Source organism: Blastococcus sp. SYSU DS1024, from assembly GCF_054050795.1.
Map to the genome: position 1 here is coordinate 22,179 of NZ_JBJHAA010000022.1, position 16,483 is coordinate 38,661.

Annotated in this window: 14 protein-coding genes; 10 read left to right on the forward strand and 4 right to left on the reverse strand. The window is 73.5% G+C overall.

Going from position 1 to position 16,483, the window contains the following annotated elements; translation table 11 throughout:
* The first annotated feature begins 50 nt into the window (after window positions 1-50).
* The 7 genes from ACI79S_RS17305 (at window position 51) to wag31 (ending at window position 5,934) form a co-directional block, all read left to right on the forward strand.
* A complete protein-coding gene (locus ACI79S_RS17305; RefSeq protein ID WP_456594679.1) occupies window positions 51-701 on the forward strand; it encodes a cell division protein FtsQ/DivIB in 651 nt (216 codons plus the stop codon).
* 368 nt (window positions 702-1,069) lie between these two features.
* Window positions 1,070-2,383, forward strand: a complete 1,314-nt coding sequence (gene ftsZ, locus ACI79S_RS17310) for a cell division protein FtsZ (protein ID WP_456594680.1) — start codon at window positions 1,070-1,072, stop codon at window positions 2,381-2,383.
* A gap of 53 nt (window positions 2,384-2,436) precedes the next feature.
* Window positions 2,437-3,168: a peptidoglycan editing factor PgeF gene (pgeF, locus tag ACI79S_RS17315; RefSeq protein WP_456594681.1), complete on the forward strand. Its 732-nt coding sequence runs from the start codon at window positions 2,437-2,439 to the stop codon at window positions 3,166-3,168.
* 45 nt (window positions 3,169-3,213) lie between these two features.
* The gene (locus tag ACI79S_RS17320) at window positions 3,214-4,014 is read left to right on the forward strand and encodes a YggS family pyridoxal phosphate-dependent enzyme (RefSeq protein ID WP_456594682.1); all 801 of its coding nucleotides are present in this window, start codon (window positions 3,214-3,216) and stop codon (window positions 4,012-4,014) included.
* 25 nt (window positions 4,015-4,039) lie between these two features.
* Window positions 4,040-4,759 (forward strand): cell division protein SepF, encoded by a 720-nt coding sequence (locus ACI79S_RS17325; RefSeq protein WP_456594683.1) that lies wholly within the window; start codon window positions 4,040-4,042, stop codon window positions 4,757-4,759.
* A 51-nt stretch (window positions 4,760-4,810) separates the two neighbouring features.
* Complete coding sequence (locus tag ACI79S_RS17330) at window positions 4,811-5,098, forward strand: YggT family protein (protein WP_456589456.1); 288 nt, start codon at window positions 4,811-4,813, stop codon at window positions 5,096-5,098.
* Window positions 5,099-5,196: 98 nt separating this feature from the next.
* On the forward strand, window positions 5,197-5,934 hold the full coding sequence (wag31, locus tag ACI79S_RS17335; RefSeq protein ID WP_456594684.1) for a DivIVA-like cell division protein Wag31: 738 nt from the start codon (window positions 5,197-5,199) through the stop codon (window positions 5,932-5,934).
* A gap of 99 nt (window positions 5,935-6,033) precedes the next feature.
* Here wag31 and ACI79S_RS17340 read toward each other — a convergent pair whose 3' ends face one another.
* The 3 genes from ACI79S_RS17340 to ACI79S_RS17350 all read right to left on the reverse strand — a co-directional run bounded on the left by ACI79S_RS17340 (window position 6,034) and on the right by ACI79S_RS17350 (window position 9,439).
* Window positions 6,034-6,957, reverse strand: a complete 924-nt coding sequence (locus ACI79S_RS17340) for a carbohydrate ABC transporter permease (protein ID WP_456594685.1) — start codon at window positions 6,955-6,957, stop codon at window positions 6,034-6,036.
* Window positions 6,954-7,943, reverse strand: a complete 990-nt coding sequence (locus ACI79S_RS17345) for a carbohydrate ABC transporter permease (protein ID WP_456594686.1) — start codon at window positions 7,941-7,943, stop codon at window positions 6,954-6,956. The genes ACI79S_RS17340 and ACI79S_RS17345 overlap by 4 nt, the downstream gene beginning before the upstream one ends.
* A gap of 122 nt (window positions 7,944-8,065) precedes the next feature.
* Window positions 8,066-9,439 carry an ABC transporter substrate-binding protein gene (locus ACI79S_RS17350; protein WP_456594687.1) on the reverse strand — a complete coding sequence of 458 codons (1,374 nt, stop codon included), beginning with the start codon at window positions 9,437-9,439 and terminating at the stop codon, window positions 8,066-8,068.
* 343 nt (window positions 9,440-9,782) lie between these two features.
* Between ACI79S_RS17350 and ACI79S_RS17355 the strand changes: the two genes are divergently transcribed.
* Together ACI79S_RS17355 and ACI79S_RS17360 are read left to right on the forward strand one after the other, a co-directional pair.
* Window positions 9,783-10,892, forward strand: a complete 1,110-nt coding sequence (locus tag ACI79S_RS17355) for an ABC transporter ATP-binding protein (RefSeq protein ID WP_456594688.1) — start codon at window positions 9,783-9,785, stop codon at window positions 10,890-10,892.
* Window positions 10,893-10,939: 47 nt separating this feature from the next.
* Window positions 10,940-11,599: a hypothetical protein gene (locus tag ACI79S_RS17360; protein WP_456594689.1), complete on the forward strand. Its 660-nt coding sequence runs from the start codon at window positions 10,940-10,942 to the stop codon at window positions 11,597-11,599.
* Here ACI79S_RS17360 and ileS read toward each other — a convergent pair.
* Window positions 11,596-14,754, reverse strand: a complete 3,159-nt coding sequence (ileS, locus tag ACI79S_RS17365; protein ID WP_456594690.1) for an isoleucine--tRNA ligase — start codon at window positions 14,752-14,754, stop codon at window positions 11,596-11,598. The genes ACI79S_RS17360 and ileS overlap by 4 nt on opposite strands.
* 104 nt (window positions 14,755-14,858) lie before the next feature.
* On the opposite strand from ileS, the gene ACI79S_RS17370 reads away from it, so the two are divergent.
* Entirely contained in the window at window positions 14,859-16,370 is a 1,512-nt protein-coding gene (locus tag ACI79S_RS17370; RefSeq protein WP_456594691.1) for a potassium/proton antiporter, read from the forward strand.
* Window positions 16,371-16,483 lie beyond the last annotated feature (113 nt).

A 16,483-nucleotide genomic window follows, 5' to 3' on the forward strand; every position in this document is an offset into this window, starting at 1 on the left:
CGTCGCGGCGGAGCACCCGCCGTCGGCGGTCCCTGCAAGTCGCGGCGGCGGTGACGGTCGTGGCCGGGCTCTGCTGGCTGCTGTGGCTGGGCCCGGTGCTGGCGGTCCGCGCGGTGCAGGTGGACGGGACGGCGACGCTGTCGGCCGACCGGGTGCGAGAGGTGGCGCGGGTGCCCGAGGGCGTCCCGCTGCTGCGGGTCGACCTGGGCGCCGTGGAGGACCGCGTGTCCCGGTTGCCGCAGGTCCGCGACGTCCAGGCGGCGCGCGGGTGGCCCGACCGGATCGTCGTCACCGTGGCCGAGCGGGTGCCGGTGGCCGTCGTCGGCCCGCCCGGCCGGCGGTCGCTGGTCGACGCGGACGGGATCCTGTTCGACAGCCTCACCGGCGCCGCGCCCCGCGGGGTGGTGCCGCTGGTCGTGACCGACCCGGGGCCGGACGACCCCGCGACCCGGGCCGGGCTGGCCGCGATCGGCGCGCTGCCCGGCCGGCTGCGCGAGGACGTCGTCGAGGTCGCCGCCCCGGACGCGGAGTCGATCACCCTCGCGCTGACCGACGGCACGGTGGTGGTCTGGGGCGGAGCCGAGGAGCCGGCCACCAAGGGCGAGGTGCTCGTCGCGCTGCTGGACCGGATCGCCGCCGGGGAGCTCCAGCCGGCCGAGCTGGTCGACGTCAGCGCACCGGACGCCGTCGTCCTGCGCTGACCACAGCGGGCGCCGGTGGCGGACCGTCGTCGGGCGGCTGCGCAGCGGCTCGGCGGAGCCGGGACGACGACACGCCGGTCGGCGCGACACGCCCGACACGCGCTCCGGCCCCGGATCTTTCTGCTCACGCGGCGCGGCCGTCCCTGCATCACGGGATGAGACATTTCCAGGGCGAGCCGTCACGGTCAGTGGTACAGATGTGACGGTTGGGTCCTCGGAGCCTGGTGCGATCCGGGCCCACCGACACGCCGACCCGATGAGGGTGCTTGTAGCGCCGTTCGGCACCCACCTAACTTCATCCCCGTCGACCGAGTTGACATAACTGTAAGGCTGAACTTGAGGATGAGGGTCCAGTTGGGGAGCGCCGCATGACACCTCCGCACAACTATCTAGCGGTCATCAAGGTCGTCGGCATCGGCGGCGGCGGGGTGAACGCGGTCAATCGCATGATCGAAGTCGGCCTCAAGGGGGTCGAGTTCATCGCGATCAACACCGATGCGCAGGCGCTGCTGATGAGCGACGCCGACGTCAAGCTCGACGTCGGCCGCGAGCTCACCCGCGGGCTGGGCGCGGGCGCGCAGCCCGATGTCGGCCGGCAGGCCGCCGAGGACCACCGCGAGGAGATCGAGGAGGTGCTCAAGGGCGCCGACATGGTCTTCGTGACGGCGGGCGAGGGTGGTGGCACCGGCACCGGTGGCGCCCCCGTCGTGGCCTCCATCGCGCGCAAGCTCGGCGCGCTGACCATCGGCGTGGTCACCCGCCCGTTCGCCTTCGAGGGCAAGCGGCGCGCCGTGCAGGCCGAGTCGGGCATCGAGGAGCTGCGCAACGAGTGCGACACGCTCATCGTCATCCCGAACGACCGGCTGCTGCAGCTGGGTGACCGGAACGTCAGCGTCATGGACGCGTTCCGGACCGCCGACCAGGTGCTGCTCTCCGGTGTCCAGGGCATCACCGACCTGATCACCACGCCCGGCCTGATCAACCTGGACTTCGCCGACGTCAAGTCGGTCATGTCCGGCGCGGGCTCGGCGCTGATGGGCATCGGCAGCGCGCGCGGCGACAACCGCGCCCTGCTGGCCGCCGAGCAGGCGATCGCCTCACCCCTGCTGGAGGCCTCGATGGAGGGCGCGCACGGCGTCCTGCTGTCGATCTCCGGCGGGTCGGACCTCGGCCTCTTCGAGATCAACGAGGCGGCGTCGCTGGTCAGTGACGCCGCGCACCCGGACGCCAACATCATCTTCGGGGCGGTCATCGACGACGCGCTCGGGGACGAGGTGCGCGTGACCGTGATCGCCGCGGGCTTCGACGGCGGCCGGCCCAACACGCGCAAGGACGGGGCCGCGACGACCGGTGCGGTCCAGGCGCCTCCGGTGTCCACCGGCGGCGCCTCGCCGTTCTCGGCGCCCCGCCGGCCGGTGGCCGCCCCGCCGGTCGCCACCGCCCCGCCGCCCGCCGCGGCGCCGGCGACCGGTTCGGCGCCCGCCCCGGCCGCCCCGCCGGCCACCGGTGAGCGGCTCGCCCCGCAGGCGCCGTCGGCCTCCGCCGGCCGGCCGGCTGCGGGAGGCGGGCTGACCGTCCCGCCGCTGCCGCCCATGCCCGGGCCGGCCGCGAACGGCCGCCGTCCGCTGTCGAACGAGGACTTCGAGGAGGAGCTGGACATCCCGGAGTTCCTCAAGGGCTAGGGGCCCGGCAGGGGGCGGTTCCACCGGCCCGCCACGCCGTAAGGTCTGACCCGATGAGCAACAACCCGGCCGCTCCGTCGGCGGTGCGACCCCGCAGGGTCGTCACCGACCGGCGGGGCGGCCGCTCCGGTTCTCCGTACGACTCCTTCAACCTGGGGTCACACGTCGGTGACGACCCGGGGGACGTCGCGGCCAACCGGGCCCGCGTGGCCCGGGAGCTCGGCGTGCCGCAGGACCACCTGGTCTGGATGGACCAGGTCCACGGAACCGGCGTGGCCGTCGTCGACGGGCCGCAGGACCGACCGGTCGCCGCCACCGACGCCCTCGTCACCGCCACTCCAGGGCTGGTGCTCGCCGTGCTGGTCGCCGACTGCGTGCCGGTGCTGCTGGCCGACCACGAGACCGGCGTCGTCGCGGCCGTCCACGCCGGCCGCGAGGGGGTCCGGCAGGGCGTGCTGCCCGCGGCGCTGTCGGCCATGGCGAGCCTGGGCGCCCGCGCCCGGCACGTGACCGCGCTGCTCGGCCCCGCGGTCTGCGGCGCGTGCTACGAGGTGCCCGAGGCGATGCAGGCCGACGTCGCGCGGGTCGCGCCGGCCGCCGCGGTGCGCACCCGCTCGGGCACTCCCGGACTCGATCTCCGGGCCGGGGTGGAGGAGGTCCTCCGCCGCGCCGGCATCCCGGAGGTGGTGCAGGATCCGCGCTGCACCGTCGAGGACCCCACCCTCTTCTCCTACCGGCGCGACGGCGTCACCGGCCGCCAGGCCGGTCTGGTCTGGCTGGACTGACGGCCGGCCCCTCCTCGGGGGCCGGCGTCGGGGAGGATCGGCATCGTGGCCACGCTCGAGGAGAACCTGCGCGCGGTACGCGCCCGCATCGACCGGGCCGCCCGGGCCGCCGGGCGCGACCCCGCGACCGTCTCCCTCCTCGCGGTGAGCAAGACCTGGCCCGCGGACGACGTGCGCGCGCTCGCCGCGCTCGGCCAGCGGGACTTCGGCGAGAACCGCGTGCAGGAGCTGCTGGGGAAGGCCGGGGCGCTCGCCGACGTGGAGCTGCGGTGGCACGTCGTCGGCCAGCTGCAGCGCAACAAGGCGGCCGCGGTGGCCCGGACCGGGGCGGTCGTCCACTCGCTGGACCGCGCCGCCCTGGCCGCGACGCTGGACCGCGCCGGCCAGGAGATCGGTCGGCCGGTGGACGTGCTCGTCCAGGTGGACCTCGGCGGGCCCGAGGGGCAGACCGCCGCGCGTGGCGGGGCGCGCCCGGAGGAGGTGCCCGCGCTCGCCGACCTCGCCGCGTCGTCGCCCGGGCTGCGGCTGCGCGGGCTCATGGCCGTGGCTCCTCGGGGCGAACGACCGGCGCCCGCGTTCGCCCGGCTGGCGGCCCTGGCCGACCGCCTGCGCGCCGACCACCCGCAGGCGGTGGAGGTCTCCGCGGGGATGAGCGCCGACCTGGAGGACGCGGTCGCGGCCGGCGCGACGATCGTGCGTGTCGGAACCGCCTTGTTCGGTGCCCGCCCCCTACCCTGCGGTGAGTTCGAGGAACACCAGCCACGCGAGTCACAGCAGTCACACGAGCCGCTCGAGCACCGGGCGGACGGGGACGATGTGACGACGACCGTGCAGACGCGACGCTGAGGACACCAGCAGAGGGGGAGGTCCGATGGCCGGAACCATGCGGAGGATGGGGATCTACCTGGGGCTCGTCGAGGACGACGACCCCCGCGGCTACGGCCGGTACGACGCCCGCCCGTCGGACGAGCTCGACCGCGACCGTCGCTACGGCCGGTACGACGAGGACCGCTACGGCGAGGGCTACGCCGATCGCGGGTACGCCGATGACGACGACTACGCCGACGGGTACGCCGACGACGAGCCCGCTCCCGCCGAGGTGCCGGCGGCCCGCGACCCCGAGCCGCTCTCGGTGCGCCGCATCCAGGCCCGTCCGCTCGGCCTCGCGCCGGCCGGCGCCGGGTCCGGGCCGGGCGGCGCCCGCGCGCTGAGCACCACCAGCGGCCCCGTCGCCGCGGCCGCCCTGGCCGCCCGCGAGCCGGCGGTGGCCCCCGAGCCCGAGCCCGAGGCGGCACCCGCACCCGTGGCCAAGAGCTATCGGATCACCACGCTGCACCCGCGCACCTACAACGAGGCGCGCACCATCGGGGAGCGCTTCCGCGACGGCATGCCGGTCATCATGAACCTGACCGAGATGGACGACGCCGACGCCAAGCGGCTCGTCGACTTCGCTGCGGGCCTGAGCTTCGGACTGCGCGGTAGTATCGAGCGCGTCACGGCGAAGGTCTTCCTGCTCAGTCCGCAGGACGTCGCCGTCACCGCTGAGGACAAGGCGAAGATCCGCGAGGGCGGGTTCTCCGACAAGTCCTGAGCGGCGTGGAGTGGAGTCGGCACCCGGGGGTGCCCTGATCGAGCGGGGCCCGTGTCTCTTTTCTGGCAGATCGTCTCGTCGGTGCTGCTCGTCTTCCTCATCCTGCTCTTCGCACGATTCGTCGTCGACTGGGTGATGGTGCTGGCGCGCAGCTGGCGGCCCTCGGGCGCGGTCGCGGCCGGTCTCGAGATCGTCTACTCCACCACCGACCCGCCGTTGCGGGCGGTGCGGAAGGTGATCCCGCCACTGAACCTGGGGTCCATCCGACTGGACCTCGGGTTTATGGTGCTGCTGATCGCGGTGGTGGTCCTCCGGAACGTCACGCTCGCACTCGCATGACCGCTGGAATCCCCCGGGTCATTGCCGTCGGACGGTGGCGCTCCGCCGCCGGTCCCACCACGTATCTGTTCCCGCCGTCCGACCTGAGGTGACCTGCGATGCCACTCACGCCTGCCGACGTGCACAACGTCGTCTTCAAGAAGCCGCCCATCGGCAAGCGGGGCTACGACGAGGACGAGGTCGACGCCTTCCTCGACGTCGTGGAGGCCGAGCTGGCCCGCCTGATCGAGGAGAACAACGAGCTGCGCGCCAGCGTGGGCCGTGCCGGCGCCCGCGCCGAGGAGCGGCCCGAGCCGCCGGCTCCCGCGCCCGCGCCGCCGGCCGCCCCGACGCCGCCGCCGCCGGTCCAGCAGCCCCGCGAGGACGACAGCGCCCGGGCCTCCCGCATGCTCGCGCTGGCCACCGAGACCGCTGACCGCTACGTCAACGAGGCGAAGACCCAGGCCGAGCAGATGCTCAGCGGGGCCAAGACCAACAGCGAGCGGCTCATGAGCGACGCGCGCGCCAAGAGCGAGCAGATGGTCGCCGAGGCCAAGCACCGGGCCGACTCCATGATCGGCGACGCGCGGACCCGCGCCGAGACGGTGGAGCGGGAGGCCCGCGCCAAGGCCGCCGCGCTCGACCAGGACGCCGAGCGCCGGCACATCGAGGTCATGGGCAGCCTCGAGGAGAAGCGCAGCAGCCTGGAGCGCAAGATCGAGGAGCTGCGCACGTTCGAGCGCGAGTACCGCACCCGGCTGCGGTCCTACCTCGAGTCGCACCTGCGCGACCTCGACAGCCGCGGCTCCGCCGAGCCCGCCAGCGCCGGCCGGCAGAACCAGCACGCCAGCGCCTGATCCGCTCCGACGACGGGCCCCGGACCTCGGTCCGGGGCCCGTCGTCGTGCGTGCGGCCGGTTGCGGCCGGTCCGGGCGCGCGCAGCGGGGGAGAGGGGCTCAGCCCTTGACGCTGCCGGCCAGCAGGCCGCGGACGAAGTAGCGCTGCAGGGCGAGGAACACGATGAGCGGGACGATCATCGAGACGAACGCGCCCGCGGCGAGCAGGAACCAGTCCGAGCCGCGGGAGCCCGCCAGCTCCGCCACCCGCACCGTCAGCGGCGCCACGTCGGAGCTGCCGCCGGCGAAGGTGAGGCCGACCAGCAGGTCGTTCCACACCCACAGGAACTGGAAGACGCCGAAGGCCGCGATCGCGGGGGTGAGCAGTGGCAGCAGCACCTGGAAGAAGATCTTCACGTGGCCGGCGCCGTCCATCCGGGCCGCCTCCACGAGCGAGGCGGGGATCTCCTTCATGAAGTTGTGCAGCAGGAAGATCGCCAGGGGGAGCGCGAAGATCGAGTGGGCGAGCCACACGGTCCAGAACGACCCGGCGATGTCCGCGTCGACGAAGAGCCGCAGCAGCGGGATGAGGGTCACCTGCAGCGGCACCACCTGGAGGGCGAACACCGCGACGAAGAGCATGTTGCTGCCGCGGAACGGGATCCACGCGAAGGCGTAGGACGCCAGCAGCGCCAGGCTGATCGGGATCACCACGGCCGGCAGCGTGATGACCACGGAGTTGACGAACAGCTGCGCGAAGTTGGTGCTGCCGCCGTAGAGCACCTCGTTGTAGTTGTCGAGGGTGAACTCGGGGTTGGTGAACGCCGTCCACCAGCCGGAGCGGCGGATGTCGATCTCCGGGCGGAAGGAGGTGATCAGCAGCCCGAGCGTCGGCACCGTCCAGAGCACCGCGATCACGATCGCGATGATCGAGGCCGCCGGGGAGCTCAGCTTCTTCTTCGCGGCGGCCGAGCGCCGTCCCGGCCGGCCGAGCTTGCGGTCCTCGGGCGGAGCCGGCGCCATCACCGGCACGGTCGTGGTCATCGGATCTCCTCGGCCAGCCGCAGCTGGCGGACGTTGTAGGCGATGATCGGGACGACGAGGAGGAACAGCAGAACGGCCAGCGCGGCCCCGAGGCCGAAGTTGAACTGGCGGAAGGACTGCGTGTAGAACTCGTTGGCCACGACGCTGGTGCCGAAGTTGCCCCCGGTCATCGTGCGCACCACGTCGAAGACCTTGAGCGAGACGATCGCGACGGTGGTCAGCACGACCACGAGCGCCGGCCGGATGCTCGGCACGGTGATGTGGCGGAACATCTGCAGCCCGCCCACCCCGTCCAGCCGGGCGGCCTCGACCACGTCGTCGGGGATCGCCTTGATCGCCGCCGACAGCACCGTCATCGCGAAGCCGGCCTGGATCCAGACCATGACCGCGATCAGGTAGAAGGTGTTGGAGGGCTGGTTGAGCAGGAACTGCTGCGGTTCGATGCCCACCAGGGCCAGCAGCTGGTTGAGCAGGCCGATCTGGTTCACCCCCGGCTGGTCGGGGCGGAACTCGTACATGAACTTCCAGATCACGCCGGCGCCGACCATGGAGATCGCCATGGGCAGGAAGACCAGCGCCTTGGCCAGCGACTCGAACCGGGTGCGGTCGACCAGGTAGGCGTAGACCAGCCCGAGCCCGGTGGTGAGCAGCGGTACCAGGACCACCCACAGGACGGTGTTGCGCAGGACCGTCTGGAAGTTGTCCTCGGTGAAGACGGTGGCGTAGTTGTCCCAGCCGACGAACTGCGAGGTGTCCCGGTTGTAGAACGAGGCGCGCACCGTCTCCACGGCCGGGTACACCAGCCCGATCAGGAGCAGGATCAGCGTCGGGCCGAGGAAACCGGTCACGACGACCCAGGTGGGCACCCGCTTCGGCCGGTCGACGGCGAAGAGGATGCCGCCCATCACGAGCACGAACAGGACGATGGCGACCGCCATCAGGGCGAACTTGTGCCCCGTGGTGGTGGCGTCGAGGAACCACTGCACTGCGCGCGACCTCTCCCGCGACGGCGGATGCCGGGGGACCGCAGGGTGCTGCGATCCCCCGGCGTCCGAGGTGGTGAGGGCCGGTCAGCCGGGCGGCCGACCGGCCCTCGGGGTGTCGGACGTCAGGACGCCGGCCAGGCGTTCTCGACGTCGGTGAGCACGGCCTCGGTGGGCTTGTCGTTGGCGAACCAGTTGGTCAGCTCCGTCCAGAGCCGGCCGGCACCGATCTCGCCGGGCATGAGGTCCGAACCGTCGAACCGGAACACCGACTCGGGGTCCTGGAACAGCTCGGCGGAGAGCTGGTCGATCGGCGACTCGAGGTTGTCGATCTCCAGGCCGGTGTTGGCGCTGACCCAGCCCGGGCCGGAGACCTGGGCCTTCACGTTGGCCCAGTCCGCCGTCGACAGGTAGGTCTGCAGCGCCTGGGTGGCCGGGCGGTCGTTGAAGGCCGCGACGAACTCGCCGCCACCCAGGACCGGGGCCGCGCCGCCGTCGATGGGCGGGAGCGGGAAGGCGAAGACGTCGCCGTCCTCACCGACCTCGGTGCCCTCGGGCCAGTTCGCCTGGTAGAAGGAGGCCATCCGGTGCATCCAGCAGGTGCCCTCGAGGATCGGGTTGCCCGCGTCGGTCCACTCGGTGGAGGCGATGGACTGCACGCCGCCGAAGCCGCCGTTGACGAAGTCCTCGTTCTTCAGGATGTCGCCGACGGTGTTCAGCGCCTCGACGACGGCCGGGTCGTTGAACGGGATCTCGTGGTTGACCCACTGGTCGTAGACCTCGGGACCGGCCGTGCGGAGGAGGACGTCCTCCAGCCAGTCGGTGGCCGGCCAGCCGGTGGCCTCGCCGGAGCCGATGCCCGCGCACCACGGCTTCGCGCCGGTGGCGGCGATCTCCTCCGAGAGCGCGATCATCTCGTCCCACGTCTCGGGGATCTCGTACCCGGCCTCCTCGAACATCGAGGGGGAGTACCAGACGAAGGACTTCGCGTTGGCGCCGAGCGGGGCGGCGTAGAAGGTGCCGTCGACGGTGCCGTACTGCTTCCAGCCCTCGTCCCAGTACTCGTCGACGTTCTGCTCCACCTGGGCGGGCGGCGCGACGACGTCGCCGGAGTCGACCAGGTTCGCCAGCAGGCCCGGCTGCGGGATGAACGCCAGGTCGGGGGCGTTGCCGCTCTGGGTGCGGACGACGAGCTGGGCCTCGAACTCCCGCGAGCCCTCGTACTCCACGTCGATGCCCGTGCACTCCTCGAAGGGCACGTAGGAGTCGATGTGCGGCTGGTCCTCGGGATCGACGATGGAGCTGTAGACGCTGACCGTCTCGCCCTCCAGGTCGCCGAACTCCTCGTAGGGCGCGCAGTCGATCTCCGCGTCGGCCGCGGCCTGGCTGCCGCCGCCGCCGCCCGACGTCTCGTCGGCGCCGCACCCGGTGAGCAGGAGCGTCAGCCCCAGCCCGCCGGCCAGGGCTGCTGCGCCACGGCCTCTCGCACGCTTGGTCATGTGGTCCCTCCAGACTCCTGCGGCTGCGTCGCCGCATCGTGTGACTCCGTGCCCGGCACCCGGTTCCAGGTGCGGCCGCCACATCCGTCCGGCGACCCTAGCCGCGCGGGAGCACCCCGGCGGCAACGTTGCCGTAACGGTTGCGCAGCCTCCGAGCGGTGCCTGCCCGTTCGGCGGCGGCTGCGTCGGGCAGCATATGGGAGCGCTCCCACAGTGTCCTGTCGTCGCTGCACGATCGGGGGAGGAAACCGTGACCCGGACGGGGACGCCGGCGCACTCCTGGTGGTCGCACCCGCCCCCGGCGTGCCAGAGTGACGGCACCGCTCGGCGCAGGAAGGGACCCATGGCCGCCATCACGTACGACCACGCCACGCTCGTCTACCCCGGGGCGGACCGCCCGTCGGTCGATGCGCTGGACCTCCAGATCGCCGACGGCGAGTTCCTGGTCCTGGTCGGCCCGTCGGGGTGCGGCAAGTCGACGTCGCTGCGGATGCTGGCCGGCCTGGAGGAGGTCACCGACGGCAGCATCCGGGTCGGCGACCGCGACGTCACGCACCTGCCGCCCAAGGACCGGGACATCGCGATGGTGTTCCAGAACTACGCGCTGTACCCGCACATGACGGTCGCCGAGAACATGGGCTTCGCCCTGAAGATCGCCGGCGTCCCCAAGGAGGAGCGGCAGACCCGGGTCCAGGAGGCCGCGCGCATCCTCGACCTCGAGCCCTACCTCGACCGGAAGCCCAAGGCGCTGTCGGGCGGCCAGCGGCAGCGGGTCGCGATGGGGCGGGCCATCGTGCGCCAGCCGCAGGTGTTCCTCATGGACGAGCCGCTGTCCAACCTCGACGCCAAGCTGCGCGTGCAGACCCGCACCGAGATCGCCGCGCTCCAGCGCCGGCTCGGGGTCACCACCGTCTACGTCACGCACGACCAGGTCGAGGCCATGACGATGGGCGACCGGGTCGCGGTGCTCAACGAGGGCGTCCTGCAGCAGGTCGACACCCCCCGCAACCTGTACGACCGCCCGGCCAACGTGTTCGTCGCGGGCTTCATCGGCTCACCGGCCATGAACCTCGTCCCCGTGACGCTGACCGAGGGTGGCGCCCGGGTCGGCGAGCACCCGGTGCAGCTGCCCCGGGAGGCGCTGTCGGAGCTCGCCCGCGAGGGCGGCACCACCGCCACCCTGGGCTTCCGGCCGGAGTCGGTCGAGTTCGTGGGCGCCGGGGAGGGCATCCCCGTCGAGGTCCTGATCGTGGAGGAGCTCGGCTCCGACGCCTTCGCCTACGGCCGGCTGGCCACGGGGGAGGGCGGCGGCGACGACCAGCAGGTGGTGCTCCGGGCCGACCCCCGCCGCCCGCCGCAGAAGGGCGAGGTCGTGCACGTGGCGATCCGCCCGGGGGAGGCGCACCTCTTCTCCGCGCAGACCGGGCTGCGGGTCACCCAGGCCCCCGGCTGACCCGCGCCGCAGGGCGCCCGTCGGACGGCGCGACCTACAGTCCAGCTGTGATCGCGATCGCCGCAGTGCTCGTGCTGCTGGGCCTCGGGCTCTTCATCGGCGGGCTGCTCACCGGCATCACCGCCCTGTACTGGGGGTGCGTCGCCGCCTGCGTCGTGGCCGCGGGCGTCCTGGCCGTGGCCCGGCGGCGGATCGCGGCACGCACGGAGGCGCCGGGCGCCCCGTCGTCCGGTGCGGCGACCGCGTCGACCACCGGGCCTCCGGCCCCCGCGGCTCCCACGACGACGGCCGAGGTGGCCCCGGCGGCGACCGGGCCCGATCTCGCGACCGGCGCCACCGCCGTCCCGCCCGCGGCGCCACCGGCCGTCGCCGAGCCGGTGTCGCGGGAGGAGCGGCCGGCCGGGGGACGCGAGCGGCCCCCGGCGGGTGCCGGCCGCGCCCGGGATGCCGCACCGGAGACGGGGGAGCCGCCGGTCGAGGAGGTCGAGGTCACCGATCTGCTGATCATCGTCGACCTCACCGACGAGGTCCTGGTGGTCGACGAGCACCCGCGCTACCACGTGGCCGGTTGCGTCCACCTCCAGGGCCACGAGCGCATCCCGCTGCCGTTGGACGAGGCGCGCGCCGACGGGTTCACCCCGTGCGGGGTGTGCCGCCCGGACCGCACGCTCGCCGACCGGGCCCGCGCCCGCAGGGGCGGCGGCTAGGAACCGGCCCTGGCCACCCAGAAGCGCGAGCCCTCCGGACCCTCGACGCCCTCGCCCGCCCCGGCGGTGCCGGCGTGCACGGCGACGGCCAGCACCTCGCCGGCCAGCTGCTCCTCGTGCTCGGTCAGCGCCTGCGCCATGGCGCCGTCGGCGGTCCAGAACAGCTCGATCCGGTCGCTGACCTCCAGCCCGCCGGCCTTGCGCGTCTCCTGCACCAGCCGGACCGCCTCACGGAACAGCCCGGCCCGCTCCAGCTCCGGGGTGAGCGTGAGGTCCAGCGCGACCGTCAGGCCTCCGGCGCTGGCCACGGTCCAGCCCTCGCGCGGGGTCTCGGTGACCACCAGGTCGCCGTCCTCGAGCGGCACGGGGGCGCCGTCGACCTCCACGCTGGCGGTGCCGGCCCGGTAGGCCGCCACCAGGGTGGGGGCGTCGGCCGCGGCGACGGCCTTTGCCACCGCCTGCACCTGCTTGCCCAGCCGGCGGCCCACGGCGCGGAAGTCGATCTTGACGCTGACGTCGACCAGGTCGCCGCCGACCGCGGCGAGCTCGAGCACCTCGGCGACGTTGAGCTCGTCGGCCACCTCGGCGACCAGGTCGCGGGGGAGCGCACTCCACCCCGGCGCGGCCACGACCGCGCGGGCCAGCGGCTGCCGGGTGCGGACCTTGGCGGAGGTCCGGGCCGAGCGCCCCTGCTCCACGAGCCGGCGCACCAGCGCCATCTGCTCGACCAACCGGTCGTCGAGCGCGGCGTCGTCCACCTGGGGCCAGGACGCCAGGTGGACCGAGTCGACCGCCTCGGCGCCGGCCAGGCCGGGCACGACCGCGCGCGCCCACACCTCGTCGGTGACGAACGGCGTGAAGGGGGCCATGAGGCGGGTCAGGCCGTCGAGCACCTCGTGCAGCGTGCCCAGGGCGGCGGCGTCGCCGTCCCAGAAGCGTCGCCGGGAACGCCGCACGTACCAGTTGGAGAGGTCGTCGACGAACTGGGCGAGGAGCCGGCCGGCGCCCTGGGTGTCGAAGTCCTCCAGGGCCGCCGTCACGTCGCGGGTGACCGCGGCCAGCTCGGCGAGGGCCCACCGGTCCAGCAGCGGCCGCTCCTCGCGCGCCGGGGCAGGGGACGACGCCGGGTCCCAGCCGTTGGTCTCGGCGTAGAGGGTGAAGAAGCTCGCGGTGTTCCAGTAGGTGAGCAGCACCTTGCGGACCACCTCGGACAGCGTCTCGTGGCCGACCCGGCGGGCGGACCACGGCGAGCCGCCGGCCAGCATGAACCAGCGGACGGCGTCGGCGCCGTGCCGGTCCATCAGCGGGATCGGCTCGAGGATGTTGCCCAGGTGCTTGCTCATCTTGCGGCCGTCCTCGGCCAGGATGTGGCCGAGGCACAGCACGTTCTCGTACGAGCTCTGCTCGAACACCAGCGTGCCGACGGCCATGAGCGAGTAGAACCAGCCGCGGGTCTGGTCGATCGCCTCGGCGATGAACTGCGCCGGGTAGGCGGCCTCGAAGCGCTCCTGGTTGCGGTGCGGCGCCCCCCACTGGGCGAAGGGCATGGAGCCGGAGTCGTACCAGGCGTCGATGACCTGCGGCACCCGCCGGTAGGTGCCCGCCTCGCCCTGCCGCGTGAAGGTGATCTCGTCGATGAAGGGCCGGTGCGGGTCGAGGTCGGCGAGGTCCCGGCCGGTCAGCTCCGACAGCTCGGCCAGGGACTCGACGACGACGAGGCGCGACGGGTCCTCGTCGTTGCGCCAGACCGGCAGCGGGGTGCCCCAGTACCGATCGCGCGACAGCGCCCAGTCGACGTTGTTGTTCAGCCAGTCGCCGTAGCGGCCGGTCTTGATGCTCTCGGGGTGCCAGGAGGTCTTCTCGTTCTCGGCGAGCAGCTGGTCCTTGATCGCGCTGGTGCGGATGTACCAGGACGGCTGCGCGTAATACATCAGCGGCGTGTGGCAGCGCCAGCAGTGCGGATAGCTGTGCTCGTACCGGATCTCGCGGAACAGCACGCCGCGGGCCTGCAGCTCCTCGACGAGGGCGGGGTCGGCCGCCTTGAAGAAGTGCCCGCCGACCAGCGGGATCTCGGCCAGGAAGTGGCCGGTCGAGTCGATCGGGTTGACCACCGGCAGCCCGTAGCGGCGGCAGACGGCGAGGTCGTCGGCGCCGAAGGCGGGGGACTGGTGCACCAGGCCGGTGCCGTCGTCGGTGGTGACGTAGTCGGCGAGCACGACGTAGTGGGCGTCCTCGCCGGCCGGGAAGTCGACCAGCTCGAACGGCCGCCGGTAGTGCGTGCGCTCCCAGTCGCGGCCGGGGGCACGGCCGAGCACCTCGGCGTCCTCACCGAGGACGGCGGCCAGCAGCGGCTCGGCCACGACGACCGGGGTGTCGTCGGGACGGGCGCGCGCGACGACGTAGGTGACGTCGGGGTGCACGGCGACGGCGGTGTTGCTGGGCAACGTCCACGGCGTCGTCGTCCAGATCAGCAGGTCGGCCCGGCCGGCCCACTCACCGTCGAGGACCGGCAGCCGCACGTACACCGACGGGTCGGTGATGCTCTCGTACCCCTGGGCGACCTCGTGGTCGGAGAGGCCGGTACCGCAGCGCGGGCAGTACGGGGCCACCCGGTGGTCCTCGACCAGCAGGCCCTTCTCGAACACCTGCTTGAGCGACCACCAGACGCTCTCGATGTAGGCCGGGTCCATCGTCCAGTAGGCGGTGGACATGTCGACCCAGTAGCCCATGCGCTGCGTCAGCTCGGTGAACGCGTCGACGTGCCGCTCCACCGAGGCCCGGCAGCGGGCGTTGAACTCGGCGATGCCGAAACGCTCGATGTCGGGCTTGCCGGCGAAGCCCAGCTCCTGCTCGACGGCGATCTCGACCGGCAGGCCGTGGCAGTCCCACCCGGCCCGGCGGGGCACGTGCCAGCCCTGCATCGTCTTGAAGCGCGGGAAGACGTCCTTGAACGCGCGCGCCTCGATGTGGTGCGTGCCGGGCCGGCCGTTCGCGGTGGGCGGCCCCTCGTAGAAGTTCCACTGCGGGCGGCCGTGCGAGGCCTCCAGCGACCGGTCGAAGACCTTCTCGCTCTCCCAGCGCTCCAGGATGCGGCGCTCCAGGGCGGGGAGGTCGACCTGCGGGGGCAGCGCGGCGAAGGGACCGGGTGAGCTCACGGGCCCATCATCCCCGACCAGGGCGGCGCACCGGTGGGCCGGGCCACCACCGAGGGCGACCCGCCCGCCGTACGGGAGACTGACCGCATGCGGAGCGGCCGAGGGTGAACGCGACCGTCACCGTCGCGCTGGCCGTCGGGGCGCTCGTCGTCCTGGTCGCCGCGGTCGCGCTCCGGCTGGCCGACCGCGTGGGCCTGCCGAGCCTGCTGCTGTACCTGGCCCTCGGCCTCGCGATCGGTGAGGGCGGGCTGGGCGTGCGCTTCGACGACGCCGAGCTGACCCAGACGCTCGGCGTGGCCGCACTGGTCGTGATCCTCGCCGAGGGTGGGCTGACCACCCGCTGGGCCGACGTGCGGCGGGCGGTCGGGCCGGGGCTGACCCTCGCCACCGTCGGGGTGGCGGTGAGCGTCGGCATCACCGCGGCCTTCGCCGTCTGGCTGCTCGACGCCTCGTGGGGCTTCGCCCTGCTGCTGGCGGCGGTGGTCGGGTCCACCGACGCGGCGGCGGTCTTCGCGGCCCTGCGGCGGCTGCCCCTGCCCCGTCGGCTGGCGGCCTCCATCGAGGCGGAGAGCGGGCTCAACGACGCCCCGGCGATCCTCCTGGTCACGACCCTCGCCGCCTACCTCACCGGCTCCGGCCCGGGGGCCTGGTGGCTCATCGTGCTGCAGGTCGTCGGCCAGCTGGTCGGCGGCGCCCTGATCGGTGTGGCGCTCGGGGTCGGCGGGGCGGCGCTGCTGCGCCGGGTCGCCCTCCCGCTGGCCGGCTTCTACCCGCTGGCGATGCTGGCGCTGTGCGTGCTCGCCTTCGCGACGGCCACGCTCGCGGCCACCTCGGGCATCGTGGCGGTGTACCTGTGCGGGCTGGTCCTGGGCAACGCGGCCCTCCCGCACCGCGCGGCGAGCATCGGCTTCGCCGAGGGCATGGCCACCCTCGCCCAGATCGGGCTGTTCGTCCTGCTCGGTCTGCTCGCCTCGCCGTCGCGGCTGGCCGACGCCCTGCTCCCCGCGCTGGTGGTGGGCGGGGCGCTGCTGCTGGTCGCCCGGCCGGTGTCCGTCCTGCTGAGCCTCGTGTGGTTCCGGATGCCGTGGAGGCAGCAGGCCTTCGTCTCGTGGGCGGGCCTGCGCGGGGCCGTCCCCATTGTGCTCGCCACCTTCCCCGTGACCGCCGGGGTCACCGGTGCGGCCGGCATCTTCGACACCGTCTTCGTGCTGGTCGTCGTCTTCACCGTCGTGCAGGGCTGGTCCCTGCCCTGGGTGGCGCGGCGGCTGCGGATCGCCGCCCCCGTCACGCCGCGCGACGTGGAGGTGGAGGCCGCCCCGCTGGAGACGCTGGACGCCGACCTGGTGCAGCTGACCGTGCCGGACGGGTCGCGTCTGCACGGCGTGTACCTGCCGGAGCTGCGGCTGCCCGAGGACGCCGCCGTGGTGCTCATCGTGCGCGACGGGCGGGCGTTCGTGCCCGACCGGAACACGCGGCTGATGCGCGGCGACCAGGCGCTGCTGGTGTCGGCGCGAGGGTCCCGCGCGGAGGCCGAGCGGCGGCTGCGTGCGGTCAGCCGCGCCGGCCGGCTGGCGATGTGGCGCGGCGAGACCGGCCGCGCCGGCGACGCCGACTGAGGGGTGGAGCACCCCTCCCCGCACGCTCTGCTGCGGACGTCGGCGTTCCGTGCCATCGTGATCACACCGGCACCGGGCGGCGGTCGCCGTGCCGGGACCCCACGGAGCACCTG